This is a genomic window from Kitasatospora sp. NPDC056273 (assembly GCF_042268845.1).
Lineage (GTDB): Bacteria > Actinomycetota > Actinomycetes > Streptomycetales > Streptomycetaceae > Kitasatospora.
In genome coordinates, this window is the sequence record NZ_JBHJSJ010000017.1 from 37,398 (window position 1) to 59,346 (window position 21,949).

Below are 21,949 nucleotides of genomic sequence, written 5' to 3' on the forward strand. Positions count from 1 at the left end.
CCTCTACCGGCTCAACATCAGGGCCGCCCCGGAGCCCCGCCGTCGACCGGCAGCTCTCCCGGGAGGTAGCCGTAGCCGGCGCGGCCCGGCACCGCCTCGGCGAGGGCCCGGACCAGCGCGGCCGGCGGCGCCGCGAAGACCGCGGGGTAGTCGCACTCCCCCAGCTCCGGCCGCACCGGCCAGGCCAGCCGTTCCCGCTCCAGGTCGTACCGCGCGTCGACACCCTCGCGGTTGCCCCGGGCGTCCAGGCGGGCCCAACGGCCTTTCAGGTGCACGGCGTTGAGGGCGTGCAGCACGAAGTCGCCCTCGCCGTCCGTCAGCCGCTGGTAGCACAGGCCCGTCGGCACGCCCTGCGCTCGCAGCAGCGCCGCCAGCAGGTGGGCCTTGCCGTGGCAGATCGCGTTGCCCGCGGCCAGCACCTCCGAGGCGCGGAACGCCCCGCTGTAGGCGCCCGCGTCGGCGGAGTGCCGGACCTCGTCGCGGACGTGCTGGAAGGCCGCCTCGGGGGTGGCCAACTCGGCGGCCAACCGCCGCAGTTGCGGGTCCTGGTGGTCGATGACCCCGTCCGCCACGAGGTAGGCGGCGAGGTCGTCGGTCTCCGGTTGCAGGATCATGCCGCCCATCGTGCCCCGCCCCACGGGCCGCACGGGCGGAATTCCAGCCCGTGGACGGTCCGGCGCCCGGAGCGGGACGCCCAGGACCGGACCTTGGGGGCTACTTGGGGGCGGCGGTCATGGAGGCGACCGCGTCCGCCACGCTGCCCCGGTAGTTGCCCATCTTGGGGTTCAGGACGTGGGCCCCGGCGGGGAGCGGGAAGTTGCGGGTGTTCGCGAGGGGCATGTTGGTGCCCTCGCCGTCGACCAGCACGTTGATCTCGTTGATGCCGGGGGCGGTGCCGGTGGTGGCGCCGCTCGGGTCGAGGTCGATCACCGCGTAGGCGCTCCGGCCCGCCGGGACCGGGAACCGCTCCGTGCCGCTGGCGAGCACCGGCTTGAGGTTCTTGCTCTGGTCCCGGGCGGCCGAGTCGCCCAGGTCGACGCCCGGGGAGGAGCTCAGACTGCAGGCCTTCGCGCCGGTGTTGCGCACCTCGATCACCCACTGGTTGGCCGCCCCGGCGCGCGCCGACGCGTTGATCGAGAGGTTCTGGATGTCGCACGGCTGGGCGGAGGCACTCCCGCCACCAGCCCCGCCACCGCTCGACGGGCTCGCACCGGCCGGCGTGTGCGCGGCGGTGGGCGCTGCCGAGCTGGCGGGAGCCGGTGCACCCGGAGCCGGTGCAGTCGCCGAGGGAGCACCGGCGGCCGCCTTGGTGGGCGCGGAGCTCGCCGAGCTGGCGGGCGCGTCGGTGTTCTCAGGCCCGCAGGCGGTCAACGCGAGCCCCGCCCCGACGACGAGGACGGCGGAGACGAACAGCGGGCGACGGCGACGGACGGACATGGTGGCTCCCCGATGACGATGCGGACTGCTTGATCGAACACACCACAGGACGGCCGGACGACGGCTTTCGGTGCCATCCGCAGCGTCACAATCGTCAGGACATGACAGGGACCGGACTGTGACACTCGGTCAGCCACAAGGCAGTTGACGGCACCCCTCACCTGCCGGTATGCCCGGTCCGGCCAGCGCGGCCTGCCCGACGTCTACGGGAGGAGGCGCGTGCCTCCCGGCCATGTCGTGATGGCGGGCCCGGGTGAGACGGATCCGCGAGAGGGCGGGGCTCCGGCCGGCACGACCGGGGTTCCCATTCGCCTCGCAGGAGGTGCGTCGGGGGATTCCCGTTGTGACGATGGCCCCACGGGTCGGGCCCACGGACTGGCTGTGTGAACGGCCCCCGACTGCCCGCCGGTACCTTCGCCGGGCCGACGCGTTCCGCCCGGCGTACCCGGGGTCGTCTGCTGCCCGGGGACATGCCGAGCCCGTCCCCTCCCACCATTCCCATCCGTCGAGAGCAGAGGGAAACCCGCATGTCCGTACGTCGAAACGCCCTGACCGTGTCCGCCGTCCTCGCCGCGCTGGCCGCCGGCGTGGCACCGTCCGCCGATGCCGCCCCGGCAACCGCCTCGGAGATCCTGAACTGCACCGTGAACGCCGCCGTCACCTTCGACCCGGCGTTGTCGGACGGCCCGGAGGCCACCACCGTGACGATCGGGGGGACGGCGACCGGGTGCACCGACTCCCAGAGCGGCCCGACGGCCGTGGTGGGCGGCACCGTCACCGCGACGCTCACGTTCGGCACGCTCAGCTGCAACCCGCTCACGGTGCCGGCGCTGGTCCCGGGCTCCACGGCGACCTTCACCTGGAACCTGCAGAACGGGACGCAGGCCAGCAGCACCATCACCGACATCGCCGCCGTCGAGGTCGACGGCGCCGGCACCCTCACCGGAACCGTCACCGGCTCCTCCTCCCGCCTCGCCGGGGAGACCCTGACCGCGGTCCTGAACATCGACAGCGACCAGCCGATCATCGACAACTGCGTCGACGTCCTGCTCGGCGCCCCGCCCATCGCCCACTCGACCCTCACCGCCGCCACCGCCTTCAGCTGACCCCGCGCCACACCGGCCCCGGGCCCCGCGCGGTTCCGCCCACGGTGGTATTCCCGCAACGCCGAGCGTCCGGTCGGCGCCGCCCGCGCCGACGGGCCTGCCGTTACCCGGGAAACGGCAGGCCCGTCGGCCCGGGGTATCCCACGACGGGGAAGCCGGGCCCCGCCGGATCACCCACTCCTGCCTTATTGCACAATAGTTGCAGTTGCATAGGCAGAAGCAATAAGGAGTGGGTGCGATGCCGGCCTCGCCAGTGGTGCTGGGGATCGAGTCCTCGTGCGACGAGACCGGTGCCGGTCTCGTCCGGGACGGGGTCCTGCTCGGGCAGGCGGTCGCGTCGAGCATGGACGAGCACGCCCGGTACGGCGGGGTCGTGCCGGAGATCGCCGCCCGCGCCCACGTCCACGCGATGGCGCCCGTGGTCCGCGAGGCCCTCGACCGGGCCGGGCTCACCCTCGCCGACGTCGGCGCCGTCGCGGTCACCGCCGGGCCGGGCCTCTCCGGTCCGCTCCAGGTCGGGGTCGCGGCGGCCAAGAGCTACGCCTTCTCGCTCGGCGTGCCCCTCTACGGCGTCCACCACCTCGCCGGGCACGTCGCGGCGGCCGCCCTGGAGGGCGAGCCGCTGCCGAACCCATGCGTCGTCCTGATCGTCTCCGGCGGGCACACCTCCCTGCTGTTGGTGCGCGACCTCGCCCGCGACCCGATCGTCCACCTCGGCGACACCCTGGACGACGCCGCCGGCGAGTGCTTCGACAAGGTCGCCCGGATCCTCGGCCTGCCCTACCCCGGCGGGCCCGCCATCGACCGCGCCGCCCGCGAGGGCGACCCGAACGCGGTGCGCCTGCCCCGCCCGCTCAGCGGGCCCAACGACCCCCCGTACGCGTTCTCCTTCTCCGGCCTCAAGACCGCCGCCGCCCGCTGGGTCGAGGCCCAACGGGCCGCCGGCGGCGAGCCGCACGTCCCGGACGCGGCCGCGGCTCTCCAGGAGGCCATCGCGGACACCCTCACCCGCAAGGCCGTCCGGGCCTGCACCGACCACGGGATCAGCACCCTCGTCGTGGTCGGCGGCGTCGCCGCCAACTCCCGCATCCGCGCGCTGACCGAACAGCGCTGCGCCGCCGCCGGGATCACCCTGCGGGTGCCGCCGCTGCGGCTGTGCACCGACAACGGCGCGATGATCGCGGCCATCGGCGACCTCCTGGTCCGCTCGGGCGCGGCCCCGTCCCCGATGAACCTCTCGATCGACCCCTCCGCGCCCCTGGAGTACGCGGCGCTCTCCCCGCTCGCCGCGGTCCGGGCCGCGTGACGACCCGCAGGGCCCGGCGGCCCCGCCGCACACCCCTCGGCGCCTCCTGACCACCCGGTTCCCGGCCCGTCCGGCGGCGGTGACGGTGACGTGGAGAGCGACGCTCCGGATCACTGTCCGCACCCCGAGCCGCCCGGGCGAGACGCGAGCAGCGGAGGCCTGCACCGCCGACGGCCGGCCGTCGTTCCGCGACCGGCCCCCGGCGTCCCCGGCCCCGGCGGTCGGCGACCGCACCGAGCAGGAGGCTGCCCAGGGGGCGGGCGAAGAAGCCGACCGCGAAGACGGCGAACGTCGACAGGAGCGGCAGCAGGGAGTTGCCCGATCCCTTCGGGAGGACCGCGGCCGCGATGTACGTGGCCAGGAACGTGCAGACGTGCCAGTCGTACCACTCCACGATGTTGCCGACGGAGGCCACGAGGATCTGTCTGCTGCCGGCCTTGCGGGACGGGGCGGACACGGACGTGTCTCCACCGACCGGGCCATGGCCTCGAACCTGGCCGCCATGCACCGGGAGATCCGGACCTCGGGCGGAGTCGGGGCGGCCGCCGACGTGATCGAGCACCACCTGCGCGCCAACCCTGAAGGAGCACCACATGCCCGTCGACGTCAGCGTCCTCATCCCCCTCTACAGAGACCACGAGGGCCGCCACACCCTGGCCGAGGCAAGCCACGCGTGACTGCGCCAGAGCATCCCCTGCGAGGTCGTCGTCGCGATCTCCGGGAACCCGGACGTGACAGTGGCCGAGGACGTCGACACCGACCGGGCCGTCCGCCTCGTGCCGGCCTACCCCGCGGACCGGCCCCCCGGCCTGCTGCGAAACACGGCGGCGGCCCACGCCAGGGCGCCGGTCCTGTACCTCACCGACGCCGACGTCCTGCCGCTCGGCCGGGACTTCCCGGCCCGCGCCCTCGACCTGGCCGGGGGCGGACCGGCCGGCCGTGGCAGTACCGGCTGGTCAACCGCCCCGACGGCGTGGACCACGTCGACCTCGTCCCCGCGGGCCCCGGAAGGTTCTGCTACGGCATCGCCACGATGCCGGTCCTGGTCGACCTTCAGCCGGGCCTCCCGCACCGGGCTCCTCGCGCTCGCGGGGATTCCCTGGGGCCGGGGAGCAGATGACGGTGGTGATGGACGAGCACGGGGTCAGAGCGGTCACAGGTGCCATACACCCACCGCCGGGTTCGCAGCGCCCTCCAGCCCCCGGCCCCGGGCCGCCGGCCACCGGCGGCCCGGGGCACGCGGTCAGGCCGCGCTGTAGCGGACCAGCAGCAGGACGTCCGCCACCTTCGCCGGGTCGATCCCGGGGCCGGCCACGGCCAGGGTCCAGGTGCCGACGGCGGGACCGGAGACGGCGATATCGGAGGTGGTCAGGTGGGTGCCCGGCGGGACGTGCCACGCGGAGCCCGTCGTGCCGTTGAGCGTCAGGCTCAGGCCGGAGGCGTCGACCGGGCCGGTGCCGACGGGCTGGAGCACGACGGTCGCGGCGGCCAGGCTGAGCGTCCGCGCGGACAGGAAGTAGGGGAAGTGCTGCGCGGTCACCTCGAAGGAGGTCGTGACGGTCCCCGCACCGCCGCCCGCCGCGGCGGTCACCTGCTGCCAGGCGGCCGGGAAGTCGTGGCGCAGGCTGAACAGGCGCAGCAGGCCCGTGGACGTCGCGTACTGGGTGAGTTCGCCGACGACGCGGCTCTCGACCGTCACCCGGAACGCACCGTCGTCGAGCGCCGTGTAGCTGAGCTGCAGGACCACGTCGGAGATGGTGTCGTAGTCGAACGCCCTCAGTTGTGTGGGGAGTTCGAGCTTCCACACGCTCTCGACCGCCCCCGAGCCCTCGAACGGCAGGTAGCGCTCGTCGCGGAAGTTCAGCTCGAACAGTCCGGCGTCGTTCAGGCCGGTGCTGGTGGCGATGGCGGAGGCGATGTTCGGCTGGACCGGGAGCGTCACCAAGGCGCCGGGCGCGGGATCGGGCGCGGTGCGCACCTCGCTGGCGACGAGGGAGAGCTTCGCGGCGACGTTGGTGTAGGGCCCGGTGACGCCAGGGATCGTCAGCCGCACCGACTTGATCAGCCGCTTGTACTGGCCGGGGTAGACCACGTCGAACAACAGCTCCGGCAGCGTGAAGGTGCACTCGCCGGTATCCCGCAGCGCGACCAGTGCCGTGGGGTCGACCACCGTCAGCGGGAAGAACTGGCTGACCTCCAGGCGGCGGGTGTTCCTGGCCATGTAGGCCTCCTCCAGCTGCCGGAGCTGGAGATCCAGCCGCTCACCGCTGAGCAGGCCGGCGATGCCGCTCTCCCAGTTGTCGGGGGCGATGAAGGAAGTCGTGTCGCCCATCTCGAAGGCGTACGCCTGCTGGGCTGCGGCCGCGAGGCCGTACGCGACGTCGTACGCCTGCCGGTGCAGCCGGGTCAGCGTACGGGCCTGGTAGGTGTACAGTCCCAGGCCGCTGAACTTGCCGCGGTAGAACGCGTCGAGCTCGTCCGCCTGGTCCATCTGCTTCTGGTGTACGTCCAGCTCCCGCTGGGCGTACCCGGCGTGCGCCTCGGCGGCCAGGCGCTGCTGCTCGACCTGCCTCAGTTCCTGTTCGGCGAGGGTGAGTTGCTGCCCCCACTCCTGGTAGCGGCGGTCGAACCCGGCGCCGGTCGCGGCGGCCGACGCGACGGCCTCCGCGGTGGCGCCGAGCGAGCCGAGGGTCTGCGCCGCCTGGGCCACGCTGTTTCCGATCTCGCGGCCGCCGTAGGTCATGGCGAACGGGCTGCCGACGTTGGGGAACAGGAAGGAGATCGCGGACATCGCGTACAGCGCGGACTCGCCGCCGCGCACCACGGCCGCGGCGGTGCGCGAGTCGGCCTCCAGTTTCTCCCAGCCGGTCAGTCCGGAGCCGATCAGCCCCTGGTAGTAGTCGATCCTGGCCTGGACGAGGGCCTTCTGCTCCTCCAGGGCCTGGAGCTGGTGCTGCGCCTCCTGGACCTGGCCGGTCTTCACGTCCTCCACCATGCGCAACAGGGTGCGTTCGTGCACCGACCGCAGCAGGGTCAGCTCCTCGGCGTCCTTCTTCTCCAGTGCCGACAGCAGGCTCGCGCCGAACGCCGTGACGGTCTGCGCGGACTGCCGGGCGCGCTCGATCACTGAGCCGAAGCGGTACGCGGGGGCGGCGGGTGCCTGGACCGAGGCGACCGCCTCCTCGATGCTCAGGCCAGCGGCCCGGGCGCGGACCAGGTCCAAGGGGTTGACCGGCGGGGCGAACAGCGCGAGTTGCCGGCGCACCCCGCTGAGGTTCATGCAGTTGCGGATCTTGTTCAGCCGGTCCTCCACACGGTCCCAGTAACCGGCCAGCACGTCGTCCGGCGGCACGCAGAAGACCAGCGTGGTCTGGTTGACGACCTCGAAGGCCGGCAGCAGGTCGTAGGCCAGGGTGTCGCCGCTCCACAGCTGCGCCAGGTCGGTGTTGCGCTGGCTGAGGTCGGCGGCATCGCCGTACGACAGCAGTTGGAGGCCGGTGGTGACGGGCAGGCCCGTCGCCGTGGCCGTCGCGGTGGGGGTGTGCGCGTGCGCGTGGGTGCCGCTCGTGTCGATGATGTCGCCCTGGCTCAGGCTGGTCTGGTAGACCCAGTTCTCCAGGGTGACCAGGAAGTCGGACACGTTGCTCATCTGCGGCCCGATCGCGTCGTACGTCAGCTGCTCGGCCGGTACCACCGGGCACTCGCCGAGCTGGACCGGGCGCGGCCCGAGGATCTCCGAGGCCAGCACGTACAGCATCGTGGCCTCGTTGATCGACTCGGTGGTGTCCTGCGCGAACAGTGAGTCGCCCCAGTCGATGAGGTTGTCGACGAAGCCCATGACGACCGCTTTCTGGAAGGCGACCGGACGCAGACGGGCGATGGCGAAGGGGTTGAAGGGATCGTTCTTGTACGCGTCCAGGGCTGCCGAATCGGTGAGGACGTCCTGGAGCGAGGGCACGGTCAGACCCCTGAAACCCACGTACCGCCAGTTGCGGTCGGCGTCGGTGTCGGAGCTCGTCGGGTCGAACAGCCGCTGGTACCACCACATGGCCTCCTCGTACCGCCCGGCCGCGTTGAGCTGGTGGGCCATCATCCACGGCAGGTGCAGGAACAGCTCCTGGTAGTAGGTGCCGTAGGCGGCGCTGTTCCTGATGTCGACGTGGGCGGGGTCGTCGTCGGGCGTCAGCAGGGCCCAGGGCGCGGTGATCGAGAAGCCGACGCCGTACTCGAGCCCCCAGAAGTACTCCGAGTGCAGGGCCAGCAGGCCCTCCACGCCGTGGTCTGCGTTGATCCGCAGCAGGTCGCCAACGATCGAGGTGGTCAGCCGGATGAGCTGGCGCGGGTTCCACCACCACCGCAGGGGCTGGAGGGGCAGGGAGGTCAGCGCCCGGGGCAGCCTCAGGGACGCCAGGTTGAAGGTCAGCGGCGCCGAGTGCGACCGCCCGGGAACGAGCGCCGCGGCGGGGAGTGCGGGCGCCTCCTTCGCCGGTCCTGCGGTGCCCGCCGTGATCGCCGGTCCCGCGGCGGCCTCCGTGATGATGGGCAGCAGTGCCGAGACGAAGTGCGAGAAGCGGGGGAAGTCCAGGTAGTGGCGGTCGTGGATCAGGTACTGCTGGTTGTGGACGGGGACGGCCAGGACGGATTCGGGGAATCCGTTGTTGACCGCCTGGATCGGGGAGACGAAGTCCGGTTTGCCGTGCTCGAAGTAGACGTTGTAGTCCGGTACGGGGAAGCCGGTGGTGACGAAGTCCGGCGACGACCCGCCCGCTCCGGGATCGGTGTGGAACATCTCCCGCAGCAGGTCGAAGCCGGCCGGGTCGGTGTCGGAGGACTGCCACACCCCCAGCCAGCCCACGGGTGAGCCGAAGGTCCAGTACAGCCCCATGGCGTGTCCGGTCGGCGTGCCGGGCACCCAACGGTCGGGGTTGTGCAACTGGTTGTGGAACAGGTTCAGTTGGCGGTCGTGAACCCGGTCGGCGCCCTGGTCGAGAAACCGGTTCATGTAGCGCAGGATGATGGCGTCGCCGCTGATCACGGGGTACGGCGTGTTGGCGGTCTTGTCCCCGGGCATGTCGTCGGCGACGAAGGACTCCCACCACCAGACCTGGTTCGGCTCGCCGATCGGGTAGAGCCAGTCCAGTTTCTGCGGCGCGAGCCAGGTGCCGTCCGGCTTCTGCGCGGAGTAGACCAGGCCGACCTTGACGGTGGACGGCTCGTCGTGGGAGCCGCCGCCGCTGAAGCTGGTGTGCTCGGTGGTGACGATGCTCGCCCAGAACAGGTAGAGCTTGCCCTGGAACCGGGTCGCCGAGACCCACTTCCCCTCGATGGGCAGGTCGACGCGCTTCCACGGTGTCCACGTCGAGGTGTTCCACGTGCGGTAGTGGAAGACCGCAGGGTCGGACTGGGTGCGGCCGAAGAAGTAGTACGTCGCCTGGTCGTCGTCGTAGTAGCTGCCACAGATCCGCAGGCCCGCGACCTCCGCCAGCCGGGTCAGGTAGCGCTGGAAGGCCTCCTCGCCGGTGTCCTTGGTGATGGGCTTCTGCAACAGATCGGCTTCGAGGTCGGTGAAGATGGGCGTCTTGTCGTCCCGCAGGTCCGGGTCGATGTACGCCTCGGGGTAGAGGAACACCTTGCGGTTTGCCTGCCAGACCCGGAAGTTCCTGCGCCACGCCCACTGCTGGGCCGGCACCGCCGATGGTGGCACGTCGACGAGGGTCGCGGAGCCTGCGGGGTCGGACTTCTCCAGGCCGGTCAGGCAGCGCTGGAGGTAGAGCTGCACGCTGGAGATCGCCGACACGACCCGGGAGGTCCTGGCGCATCCGCTCATGTCCACGTCGAGCAGGAAGTAGTCGTAGATCTCGTTGTGGTCGTGGAAGTTCAGTTGCGGCTGGCCGTCGACGAGGAACCCGCACAGGGCGTCGCGCTTGAGGGTGTTGACGCGGTCCTGGTACGGCTCCAGCGCCGCGTCGCGCGCGGTGTCGTCCTTGTACTGCGCCGCGATGGCGCCGGCGGCCACCGCGGCGGCGTCCCGCAGTACCGGGTAGCCGGTGTCCTGGCCGAGCTTGTGCAGCGAGTACGCGTTCACTCCGAGGGTGCGGCACAGGGCGAACACCTGGTCGAGGCGGGTGAGGGCGTCGATCGCGACGGGCGGCAGGCTCGTAGCCGCGACGATGGAGTCGATCAGGCTCTGGTCCACCTGGTGCGTGGCGGCGAGCCGGGCGCGGTCGGCCGGGCCGAAGGTGCCGCCGGCGTCGTAGGAGCTGAGGAGTTGCTGCACGACGGTCTCGGCGTCGACGGCCTGCGTCACCGCGGTCGCCGCGGCGACCTGCGCGCCGTAGGCGGCCACCGCCTGTACGTCGCGCAGGGTCAGGGCCTTGAGGTCGGCGATGCCCAGGACGTGCCGGTTCGCCGTGAGGTAGGCGATGCCCGCGTCCTGCAGCCCCACCGTGCCGAACAGCAGCGCCACCCGCTCCAGCTGGTGCAGCAGGTCCAGCAGGGGGAGCAGCAGGGCCGGATTGTCCGGCACCGTCCCGGTGAACGGCGCGTCCAGTGCCGCCTGGATGTCCGCTGCGGCGATGTCGTGCGCCGCCCAGACCAGCATCGTGGCGAGCCGCGCGGAGCCGACGTTGAAGTTCGTGGCGAGCCTGGTGCGCAGCGCGTCGAGCCTGGGCTGCGTGCCGGAGACCTGGATGCCGTGCACCAGCGCGGCGGCGGTGGCCGGGTTGTTGAGGTATCTGACGGTCTTGCCGGTCACACCGGTGAGGACGAGTGCGAGTTGGGAGATCGTGAGGGGCGAGCCGGCCTGCCAGCGGTGGAAGGCCAGCAGTTGCTCGATCCGGTCCAGCGAGTTCAGCTCGGCCGTGGCCGGCGGCGGGAGGACCAGGCCCAGCGCCGTGATCAGGTCGGGCACGGTGTACCCGAGCGAGCGGGCGACGAGCACGTGCCGGTACAGCAGCGACAGGCTGTGCCGGTTGAGGGTGGTGTGCCCGGTGGCGTCGAAGGCCAGCTCGTTCTTCAGCAGCGCGAACAGCAGCAGCAGGTCCGTCTCGCTGATGCCGAGCCCGGCCAGCAGCAGCGGTGTCTTGGGGTCGATGACCGGCGGGTTCGTACCGAGCGTGGTGTCCAGCGAGTAGTGGTAGTAGCCGACCGTCGGGTTGAGCGGGAGCGCTGGGTCGGCGGGGCCGAAGATGCCGCGCAGGTCGAACACCGTCTCGTACAGCAGCCGGGCGCCGGGTGCGGTCGGGGTGTTCGGGAAGGCCGTGGAGACCGGCATGTCGGTGACGAGCGCGCACAGTTGCTGCACAGACGGGCCGAACGCGCCCTGCAGGGCGAGCAGCCGGCCGACGAGCTCGGTCGCCGCCTCGCTCACGTCGCCGCCGACCAGTGCGGCCTGCTGGGCCGACAGCAGGACCAGGTCCAGCTCGTCCAGGGTCCACGGCAGCGGCCGAGCGAGCCGGATACGGCGGTGGATGCGGTCGGCGCGGTCGGCGGTCAGGTTCTGCAGCGCCTCGGGGAAGTTCTGGATCTCGCCGGCGCCGCCGCTCAGCTTGACGACGGTGATCTGCGCGAGGTCGGGGTCGGAGCGCGCAGCCAGCACGGTGGTCAGGTCGTCGCGGGAGATGGCCAGGCGGCGTACGAAGTCGGTGACCGGCAGCAGGTTCAGCGTCGCCGGACCGCCCAGCCGCTGGATGATCCCGGCGGGGTCGGGGGTCGCGACGACGGTGGCCTCGTCGGGCGACAGGCCCGTGCGGGCGCGCCTGACCGTCGCGTCCGGCAACTGGAGCACCTGCTGAACGTCGGCCACGGCGAGGCCGAAGTAGCCCAGGTACAGGCCGAGTTCGGCGAAGGGCAGGCTGAAGGGTACCTGGCAGGAGAATTTCTGCGCCGGATCGCTGAGCACGGCGTAGACGTCCGGCTGGGTCGCGGTCAGCACGTGCGCCTGGATCCAGTCCTCCATCACCTGGTCGACGATCGACAGGTACGGCACCAGGGTGTTGGTGTTGTCGCACGTGAGCCGGAGCTTCCACAGGTCCGCACGGCGGTTGCGCAGGTACAGCGGGTGGGTGCTCAGGCCGGGGCCGGTGAAGTACGGCTGGGAGACGTGCTGTTCGGTGAAGTACATCAGGTCGGTGAAGTACGCGGCGGGGCTGAGCACGGACTGGCAGTCGCCGCACGTGCAGTAGTCCTGGGAACCGAACAGTCCGGTGAGGCCGGTGATCCGCAGCAGGTCGTTGACGAAGGTCGGGGTGACCGGTGAGACCGGCAGCCCGGCGAACGGCCCGTTGAGGACGTCCCGGGCCGAGCCGTACGCCTGCGCGACGTTCAGGACGACGTCCTGGACGCGGGCGTAGACCATCCGGGCGGTGCCGACGTCCAGGCCCCCGCCGCCGGTGGTCGTGCCGCCCAGGCTGTGCGGGCCGCCTGCGGAGGTCGCGCCGCCCGGTCCGTGCGGGCTGAGGGTGGCAGTGACCTTCGCGATGAAGGAGGCCTCGGTGTGGGCGGCGATCCGCAGGGCGGAGTCGAAGCCGGCCCGGGCGAGGGCGGCACGGGTCGCGGTGTCGTGCCCGATCGTCAGCAGCCGCTGGTGGGCGGAGAGCCTTCCCAGGACGGCGGGCCGGTCGGCCTCCGGGACTCCGGTCCAGTTCAGCCCCGCGGCCCCCGCGCCGGTGGCCAGGTCCAGCCGGCGCAGGTCCAGGCCCGGGTTGTTCTGGTACACCGCGGTCAGGTGGTCGTCGCCGGGGGCCAGCCGGGCCGCCAGCGCCTGGGTGGGATGGGTGTGTTCGAGGTTGGCGACCAGGTTCCGGGCGTAGGCGTCCGGGGTGGTGCCCGGCGGGAGGGGCCCCGGCGTGGCGGTGATCACCTGGGTCCAGCGCGCGGCGTCCCAGCCGGCCAGGGTGAGCGGGGCGGTGGCGCCCTGGCTCACCAGGGTGTGCAGCAGGCCGGTGTGGTGGTCGGTGAGCCGGCCGAGGTCGAGGATGCCGCTCAGCGAGGCGGCCTCGGCGTCGGTGATCGCACCGGAGGAGCGCAGCGCGTCCAGCGTGTTGTCCTGCGCGTCGAACAGTCCCGTGCTCTGGGCGGCCGCGGCGCCGGTCGCGGTCTGCGACAGCCCCGCGAGACCGGCGAGTTCGACCACGATGCCCTGCTGTACGTCGCCGAGCAGCAGCGGGTTGTCCCGCACCGGCGCGTCCAGGTGGAGGAGGTCGGTGACGGTGACGGCGCCGGCGCCCGGGGCGGGCTGGGCCGCGATCGTCCGCGCCAGGGCGGTGGCTTCGGCGGTGAGCGCGGGAGAGGCGGCGATCCCGGTGAGCACGGCGCCCGCCACGGCCGCGACGGTCACGCCGGCGTAGTCCTGCCAGCGTGCGGAGGACAGCGCCGAGGCCAGTGCGGTCTCCAGGGCGTCGGACGGCGTGCCCGCGCCGTTCACCAGGGCGGTGACGGCCCCGGCGAGCGCGGCGTCGAGGCGGGCGTCGACGATCGGCTCGCCGCCGGCGTGCCGGGTGTCGGCGTACCGGACGGCGGGGTCGGCCAGCTTCGCCGCCTGGCCGGTCGTCGTGGACCGCGCATGGGCCGCCGCCTGGGCGATGAGGTCGCCGAGGTGGGCGGCCTGTGCGGCGAGTGCCGACGGGGCGATGCCCTCGTTGACGGCCTTCTGCAGGGCGGCGGCGAAGTCGGCGGCCGGGTGCCCGGCGAGGCCCGGCCAGTCGGCGGGCAGCTTCTCGCGGATCAGGCCGTAGAACGCCTCGGGCGGGATCCCGGTGACGCCCGCGGCGACGGCGTCGGTCACCAGCCCCGCCGCCTGGATCAGCGCGGTGAGCCGGTCGGCGGCCGCACCGGTCTCCCCGAGGAGGAACTCCAGGTCGGACATGCGCAGTTGGCCGAGGCCGGCCGGGCTCGGATTGTCGACGAGCTGCTCGACGACCGCGGCCAGCCGGTCCCACTCGGAGGGCTGCCCGGCCATCGGCCCGGTCACCACCAGGTTGATCACGGCCTGCGGTGGCGCGTTGAACATGGTCGGCGAGGCCGCGACCACCACGCCGGCCGCGTCGCGGACCCGGACGATCAGGTCCGCCGATCCCAGCTCGACCCGGGCGAACTGCGTCCGGTTGTAGTGGATGGTGTACATGCCCGCCGCGTCCGTGCGCGTCTCGTTCGGGAAGCCGGGGGCGAACGGTCCGAGCGGCTGCTCGGTGCGCAGGTCCCGGTCCACGGCTCGGATCACCGCGTTGACGACGGGGGCTCCCTCCGGCCAGGTGACCTGCCCGGACACCGTGAGGTCGTCAGCGACGGACGGGCCGTGCCCGTCGCCGGGCCCGTGTCCGCCGTAGCCCCGGCCGCCGTAGCCAGGGCCGCCGCCCTGTCCGCCCTCGCCTCCCGCGCCCGTGGCCGCCCCGCCTGCGGCGGCCGGTCCGGGTGCGGCGGGGCCTTTCGGCCCGGTCGGCAGGTCGGGTGGGAACGCGAGGACGGCACCACCGTCGTCCACCACCCACTCCCCGGGCGGGCCGAAGCCCCGCCCTGGCTCACGGGTCGCCCGGTGGGGGCCCCGGTGGTCGGTGGACGACGGCCCGAGGATCGTGGACTCGGTGCTCTGCGGCGGCCCCGTCACGACGGCGGCCCGCCGGCCGAGCCGCGACCCGGCCGCCACGGCGGCGGTCCCACGGACAACGGTGGACATGACTCCCCAAACTGATCTGTGTGGTGCGCGGACGTAGGAAGCGCGAACGTGCCGAGCGGGGGTGCCGCTAGACCATGGGCAGACTCGGATCGAACGTCTGCTGCGGTTCCGGCTCGACCGGCGGCGCGGCCGGGACGGCCTTGGGTGCGGGCCGCACGGGCGGCCGCGGGGGCGGGGGCGCGACCGGCGGCGCGGGCGGCGCCTCGGGCACGGGCTCGGGCGTCGGCGCGGGTCCGGGTGTGGGCCCTGCCGGGGGCTGCTCGGCCGCGCCCTGAACGACGGCCTTGCCGATCGAGTACACGATCCCGGCGATGCCGAACGCCTCACCGACCGGACCCGGGATGGCACCGCCGAAGTCCAGCAGGGCGCCGAAGTAGTCGCCTTCGCGCAGGTCCTCCAGGCCCATCCCGATGCCGAGCGCGATGCCCACGCCGGGCACGAGCAGGGCGCTCTTCTTGAGCGCCTGCTCGCCGATCCGCTTCAGGGCGCCCTCTCCGGCCTCCTCCAGGGCGTGTTCGGCGGCGCGTTCCGCGGCGTGTTCGGCCGCGCTCTCGACGGGAGCCACGCGGATGCGCGGCTCGGTATCGACCCGGATCCGCGGTTCGGCGTCGACGCGGACCCGCGGCTCCTCGACGTCCACCCGCACCCTTTCCGGCGGTTGAGCGGCGGGAGCCTGCGCCGGGGCCTGCGCGGTGGCCTGGGCCGAGGACCGTGCGGCCTGCCAGCGCCGGTAGACGTGTTCCTTGGCGTAGTTGTCGGAGGCATTGCCCCAGTAGCCGCTGCCGGCGTCGCCGTGCGTGGCGAACTTCATGTTGTAGGGGTGCTCGACGTGGACGGCGCTACGGACCCGCGGGGCGCCCTTGCCCATGCCGCCCCGGCCTCCGCCCGGATTGCGCCACTTGTACAACTTGTCGCCGTGGCGCTTGAGCATGGTGCGGTGGTGTTCGAGGATCTCCTTCGGCGTCTTCCAGGCGTCCTGCCCCCAGCGCGGATCGATGGGCTGGCCGGGGTGGAGCCTCTCGATGATCTGGCGGGTCTCCGCGTCGAGCGGGGTGGTGCGCATCCGCAGGTCGTAGATGAACTCCTTCCCCCGGCCGCTCCCCGCCCGCCCGGTCGGGTCGGCGAAGTTCACCGGGTCGCCGGAGACGTACGCGTACAGGTTCAGGCCGTCGGTGAAGCCACCGGGGTCGGTGCTGATCCAGCGGCCCAGCCAGCAGGCGTAGTAGCGGGCGCCGTAGTAGTACAGGCCGGTCTCGTCGTCCTTCTCCTTGCCGTTGTAGCGGTAGCGCTTGACGCTGACCTGCGCCGCACCCGCCGCCAGCCACAGCGAGGTCGTGCCGTAGGGGTGGTACTCCTCGTACGAGATGACCCGGCCGGTGGTGTCCGTCTCCAGCAGGCTGGAGCCGAGGCGGTTGTTGAACTGCAGACGGGCCGCCGGCGAGCGGTCCGAGCCCGGATCGTCGGTGTCGACGGTCACCGTCTCGACCAGCGCGGTCCGGCCCTCGCCATCGCCGATGTGCACGGTGGTCCGTTCGAAGACGACGGCCCCGCCGCGCCGGCGGCGGAAGACCTCGTACCCGCCGACGTAGGTCCGCTCCTCCTGGAGCCCGCCGATCCGGGTCACGGTCTTGCGCACGCGCCGCCCCGTCGCGTCGTACAGGTAGGACGCCCGGCCGCCGCCCCCGAGGTCCACCGACCGCAGTTCGTCGGCATGGTTCCACTCCAGTGCGCCCGGCAGGTGGGCCATGCCGGTCGTCCGGCCGTTCGCGTCGTAGCGGAAGGCCGCGGAGCCGGCGCTGCCGGCCGGGTCGCCGGGCCTGGTATGGAAGAGCAACCGGTCGGACGCGGTGTCGTTGGTGTAGCGGCGGGTGAAGCTGCCGTTGGGCCCGGCGCTGTGCACCAGGGTCAGGGGGTTGCCGGCCGGGTCGTAGGTGTAGTCCTGACGGTAGGTGCGCAGCGCCTGGGCGTCGTTGGGGTGCGGGAGCGGCGCGTACGCGGGCTCGGTGCTGTCGGGCTGGACGCCCAGGCTCGCGTGTTCGCGGCCGGTCGCCGAGCGCAGCCGGTAGACGGGATCGTAGGTGTAGCGGGTGACCGGGGCGGCGACGTTGCCGTCGAAGAAGACGGTCTGCTGGGCGGCGTCGGTCACCTCGACCAGGTTCCCGGCGGCGTCGTAGGTGTAGCCGAGGTCTTGGAGCGCGGTGGGCGATCCGCCGCCGGTGAGCGTGCGCAGGCCGGTGAGGTTCGAGGAGATCGGGTCGTACGTGTACGTGGTGACGATGCCGTCCGCGTAGCCGATCAGCCGCCGCCGGCGGTGGGCGTCGTGTTCGACGTCGGTCACGATCGGGGTGACGGCGGTCGCCGTGCCCGGGAAGGCGTCGACGGCGGCGAGGAGTCCGCCCTCGCCGTAGCGGGGCGCGACGCGGGTCCCGTCGGGGAGGGTCTGCAGGACCGGCCGGTTGAGCGCGTCGTAGGCGGTCGCGGAGGTGAGGACGTCGGTGGTGTCCAGCAGGGGCGCGGCCAGGGCGTCGAGGTCGGCGAGCGGCCGGCCGTGCAGCGGTGACCAGTCCGGCGGGGTCTCGGCCTTGGCGGGGGTGCGGGAGGTGGAGAGCAGGTTGCCCTTGAAGTCGAAGGCTCCGGCCTGGTCCAGGCCGCCCTCGTCGTAGTGCCGGTACACCCGCCCGAGCAGGTTGAGGCTGACGGCCTGGGGGTGCGACTCGCCGTGCACGGTGAGGTCGGCGAGCCGTTCGGTGCTCGCGCCGGCGGCCAGCACCCAGGTCTCGGCGGGGCGGCGCAGCGGGTCGTAGGTGTAACGCACGGTCGTGCCCACCGCGTCCCAGGCGCGGAGCGGGACGCCGGAGCAGTCGGTGAGCCGTCGCCGCTCGCCGGAGTCCGCGGCGGCCGTGCGCAGCACCCGGTTGAGCAGGTCGTGCGTCTGGTCCACCGCGCGCACGCCCCGCGCGTCGGTCACGGCGAGGGTGTTGCCCTCGACGTCGAGGACGGCAACGGTCTCGTACACCCCGTCGGGGCCGTTGTCCTGGCGGGTGCGCACGGTGCGGCCGAGGGTGTCGAGGACGGCGACGGCCGGGGTGTTCGCGTAGGCGGCGGCGAGCTGGGCGGCCCGTTGTTCGGCGGGCGGGGTGCCGGCGGCCTGTCGGTCGGCGTACCACCGGCTGGTCAGGACGGTGTCGCCGGGGTCGCTGCGGGTCTCCTCCCACGGGGTGAACGCGGTCGTGTCGTAGGTGCCGTCGGGGTGGTCGGTGCGGATCAGCCGGCCGAGCGGGTCGTAGCGCAGGATGTCCGTCACGCCCTGCTTGACCAGGACCTCGGCGTCCTCGTAGTCGACGGTCGTGGAGAAGTAGGGTTCGTAACTCTCCACCGGCAGTGCCTTGTTGTTGTAGACGGTGCGGCCGCTTCCGATCCAGCGCGGCGCGGTGCCGGTGTCCACGGGCACCGCGTGGCCGTCGGCGCCCAGGGCCTGGGCCGGACCGGGCTCAGCCTGCGACTTGGTCATCGCCACGCGGCCGAGGCCGTCGGTGTAGACCCGGCTGCGCTGCCAGGGGCTCGCCGGGTCGCCATGCCGTTCCCGTGTCTCGACGTGCGCCCAGACCGGTCCCCCGTGGGTCTGCCAGGCGTCCAGGCCGTAGGTGTAGACGGTGCCGGGCAGGGCGTCCGGGTCGCCGTCGGTGCCGGCAGCCTTGCCGGTGGTCCAGGTCGCGGTGATCAGCCCGAGCGGGTCGAACGCGCAGTGGCCGCGGTTGCCGTTGGGGTCGGTGATCTGCCGGGGCGCCAGCACCCGGTAGTCGTTGTCGACCGTCGTGACGAGCGTGTCGTACGGCGCGGTCCGCGACGCCCTGCTCGCCGTCGTCAGCAGCCGGTGGCTGTCGTAGTCGATGGTGGAGGTGTTGCCGAACGGGGAGGTGTACGACACGGGCAGCAGGAAGTCCGCGCCGTAGCCGTGGACGCCCGAGGGGGCCCACCACAGGCCGTCCTCCAGGACGTAGCCGCCCTCGCCGGTCAGCAGCGGGGCGTCGACGAGCCCGCCATAGGCGGCGGTGAGCAGCCCGGGTGTGAAAGCGAGCCGGTAGGACTGGTGGGGCAGTGCGCGGGCGCCGGTGAGGCCGAGCGGCAGGGGCGCGGTGAGGTCGTCGGACCAGTAGCGGGTGCGCTGGCGCTCGATGCACCGCCGCTGGACGACCCGGGCCGCGGGCTGCTGCTCGTAGGGGATCTCGACGGCCGCGGCGAAGGCCGCGCGCAACTGGTCCGCGGTGTACCGGTGGCCGCCGGGGGCGGGCAGGCCGGTGATCTCGTGGGCGATGACCTCGATCGGTGTGCCCAGCCGCAGCACCTGCGCGGTGTCGGTGTTGTCGATGGTGGCCCTCACCCAGGTCACCGGGACGGCCTGCTGTTCGGCCACGGCGGGGGTACGGCGGGCGTAGTCGACGGCGGCGCTGGAGGTCACCGAGCCGTAGGCGTCCACGTCCAGGGTCAGCGAGTGGGCCACGCGGGGATCGGCCGGGTCCCGCTCGTAGTGGCGGAGCAGCACTTCGGCCTCGTAGGTGGTGAACGCCGCCCACGCCGCCCACGGCCGGTGCGGCGCGGGTGTGCCCTGGACGGCGGGCTCGGCGGCGGGCTGGAGGCGGCGGGCCCGGTGGGACTGCTCGGAGACGCTGTAGGGGTGGACGGCCTGCGGCGTGCCGTCGTCGGCGTAGATCTCGGTGCGCAGCGGCGCACCGGTCAGCGCCCGCAGGGCCTGCCGGTACTCCTCGCCGCCGGTCACGCCGTCGAACGTCACGGGCGGCAGCGGGTCCGCCGCCGTGTCCCCGTTCCAGCGGCCGGTCAGCACGTCGGAATAGGCCCCGGTGTGGAACCACCGTCGGGTGCGCACAGGGGGTACGTCGAGTTCGCCGCCGGGCGCGGCGAAGGTCTCGGCGTCACGGGTCTCGACCATGCCGAAGCCGCGGAACTCCCTTTCCACGCCGTCGAAGTAGCCGTGCCGGTAGCTGTAACCGCAGGTGTGGTCGGCGGCCGAGACGGCGTCGGTGATCCGGTGGAGGGCCACCACCGGGACAGGGAAGGGCAGGCTGGTGACCCAGTGGTCGGCCGGGTCGGCGGAGGCGCGGTCGGCGAGGTAGTAGCGGGTGGAGGGGGCGTACTCGACGCGGGTGCGGGCGCCGAAGTTGTTGCGCGCCTCGCACAACAGGTGCGGCTTCCAGCCGGCCAGGCGGGGATCGCCGTCCGGCAGGCCGGTGTCGGTGCCGCGTGACAGGTCCAGGTACTCGACCCGGCCGCGGTCCAGGGGCGAGGACCAGACCAGGCAGGCGGTGCCGGTGCCGAGCAGGTCCACCACGTCGGCCCGGCCGAGCCCGTCCACGGTCGGGAACGCCCCGAGCGACTGTCTGGGGCCGAAGCCGTTGCCCGCGAGGTTGCGCCACCAGTGGACGTCGTCGCGGCCCAGGTAGAGGAGGTCGGCCGGCCCGGTGCCGTCGATGTCGGCCAGCCGCACCCGGCGCGGGTCGAAGGTGTCGGCGAAGTCGAAGACGGGGGCGCCGTCCATGGTGACCTTGGCGCCGAAGCGGCCGTGGCCCAGCGCCGGCCAGTAGCAGACCTCGCCGTCGCGGATCCGCACCATGTCGCTCAGACCGTCGCCGGTCATATCGGCCGTGAAGACCGTCCGGGTGGTGTCCACCCAGGTCAGCCGGGGTGCGCGGGTCTCGTCCCAGGGCAGGGTCACCTGCTGCCGCGGGCCGTAGCCGTCGCGGCCCGCGCCGCGGTTCCACACCAGGCCGTCGCCGGTGCCCAACAGCAGGTCGGGCAGCCCGTCGCCGTCGAGGTCGACCTGGCGCAGGCCCGGGTCGTCGAAGTCCAGGACGGGGGTGGAGCGGAAGGGCCGGAACGGCGACCAGCCGCCGTCCTCGCGCAGCGCCGAGCCGAGGCCTCCGGGGCCGGCGTCGACCAGGCTGAGGCGGCCGTCGCCGGTCAGGTCGGTCAGTCGCAGCCGTCCTTCGCCGCCGGGCGCCGCCGTCCCCGGCGAGGGCGCCGTCACGACCTGCTCGGGCGGGGCGAGCCGGCCGCCGCCGAGGTTGCGCTGGTACCACCACGCCCCGGCCTGCCGGTTCAGGGCGCCGGGAAGGCCCTCGCCGTCGAGGTCCACCCAGTACGGCCCGTCGCTGCCCTCCGGTGCCGGAACCGCCTCGACCCGCCGGGCCTCGGTGTCCGGCTCGGCCGTCGTCCAGCCGAGTTCCAGCGGGGGCAGGGCCGCGGTGCGGTAGTCGCCGAGCGTCGGATCCCAGTCGTAGCCGGTGTGGGTCACCGACACGAGTTCGGTGGCCACGGCGTCAGGCGCGAAGGTCAGGTCGGTGGAGGCCACCAGCCGCGGGTTGGGGCCGCCGGCGAACTCCTCGGGGAAGTCGTGGAACATCATCACCCGCCGACACAGCCGGCGGGTCCTCAGCTCGAAGCCGGCCCGGTGGTCGGAGAAGGCGTCCTCGCGCACCGGCCAGGGCCGTACCTCCAGCGGGGCCCGGTCGTGCTCGCCGTAGTCGAAGACGACCAGGAAGCAGGACGGATCGGCCGATCCGGGTTGCCGGTTGCCATAGCGGACGCTCTTCAGGTACCGCGTGGCCGGCGGAGGCCCGTCGAGGCGGTGGCGTTCGTGCAGCGCGGAGGGGTCGACGCCGGCCAGGTCCTCGGACTTGTAGGTGTACGTGGTGACGTTTCCGCGGTCGTCGCGGACCTCCTCCAGCAGCCACTGGAAGACCCGCCCGGGATCGTCGGGGTCGGCGACGCGCGCGCCGGCGTCGCGGCCGAACACGCTGGTGACGTTGTCGCGCGAGAGCGTGCGCCAGAACACCTCGCCGACGCCGAGGCGTTCGCAGCGCTCGATGCGGCTGAACGCGGTGTCGCAGCGCGGGCGGAAACGGCCGACCCGGTACGCGGCGCCGTCGATGGTCACGTCGCGGACATCGGGCGACCAGGAACCGTCCGGCTGCTCCAGCAGGACCGGCACGAGATCCTCGGCGTCCGAGAGCAGGTACACGTCGGAGGCGTCGTACCGGGGGACGCCCTTGGCGGTCTTGCGGGAGATCGTGGGGAGCCCGATGTCGAAGCCGAAGCCGAACGTGCCGTTCCCGGCGCCCGATTCGTACCGCAGCGCCAGCCCGGGGCCGCTGCCGGAGCGTCCAGGGCTGAGGGCGAGCGGGACCGACATCGAGCCGGTGCCGCGCGCGGGGTTAACGGTGAACTTCTCGCCCAGCCCGCGGATCGCCCCACCGCCCTTGGGCAGCGACGGGGTCGGCAGCAGCGGCCCGGCGGCGCTGTCGCCGGCCGACGACCCCGAGGGCGCCGCGGTGCCCCCTTCCGGCACCAGGACTTCTTCCGGCACGCTCACCCGGTTCCCCGATTCCCTCGGCCCCGGGAGCCGACTGTCTC

6 protein-coding genes and 1 pseudogene are annotated in these 21,949 nt (G+C 73.0%); 2 read left to right on the forward strand and 5 right to left on the reverse strand.

Features of this window, described 5'->3' with window-relative positions; translation table 11 throughout:
• Positions 1-17: 17 nt before the first annotated feature.
• Positions 18-614, reverse strand: coding sequence for a transglutaminase domain-containing protein (locus tag ACFCY1_RS17645; protein WP_375875120.1), 597 nt, complete (start codon positions 612-614; stop codon positions 18-20).
• 100 nt (positions 615-714) lie between these two features.
• Positions 715-1,437: a DUF4232 domain-containing protein gene (locus ACFCY1_RS17650; RefSeq protein WP_375875121.1), complete on the reverse strand. Its 723-nt coding sequence runs from the start codon at positions 1,435-1,437 to the stop codon at positions 715-717.
• Between the two features lie 527 nt (positions 1,438-1,964).
• On the opposite strand from ACFCY1_RS17650, the gene ACFCY1_RS17655 reads away from it, so the two are divergent.
• Complete coding sequence (locus tag ACFCY1_RS17655) at positions 1,965-2,543, forward strand: hypothetical protein (protein ID WP_375875122.1); 579 nt, start codon at positions 1,965-1,967, stop codon at positions 2,541-2,543.
• Positions 2,544-2,781: 238 nt separating this feature from the next.
• Positions 2,782-3,849, forward strand: coding sequence for a tRNA (adenosine(37)-N6)-threonylcarbamoyltransferase complex transferase subunit TsaD (tsaD, locus tag ACFCY1_RS17660; RefSeq protein WP_375875123.1), 1,068 nt, complete (start codon positions 2,782-2,784; stop codon positions 3,847-3,849).
• 208 nt (positions 3,850-4,057) lie between these two features.
• Here tsaD and ACFCY1_RS17665 read toward each other — a convergent pair.
• The 3 genes and pseudogenes from ACFCY1_RS17665 to ACFCY1_RS17675 all read right to left on the reverse strand — a co-directional run.
• Positions 4,058-4,306, reverse strand: a pseudogene (locus ACFCY1_RS17665) (MFS transporter); the annotation flags it as partial.
• A gap of 786 nt (positions 4,307-5,092) precedes the next feature.
• On the reverse strand, positions 5,093-14,521 hold the full coding sequence (locus ACFCY1_RS17670) for a neuraminidase-like domain-containing protein (RefSeq protein WP_375875124.1): 9,429 nt from the start codon (positions 14,519-14,521) through the stop codon (positions 5,093-5,095).
• Between the two features lie 67 nt (positions 14,522-14,588).
• Positions 14,589-21,902 (reverse strand): SpvB/TcaC N-terminal domain-containing protein, encoded by a 7,314-nt coding sequence (locus tag ACFCY1_RS17675; RefSeq protein ID WP_375875125.1) that lies wholly within the window; start codon positions 21,900-21,902, stop codon positions 14,589-14,591.
• Between the last annotated feature and the right edge of the window lie 47 nt (positions 21,903-21,949).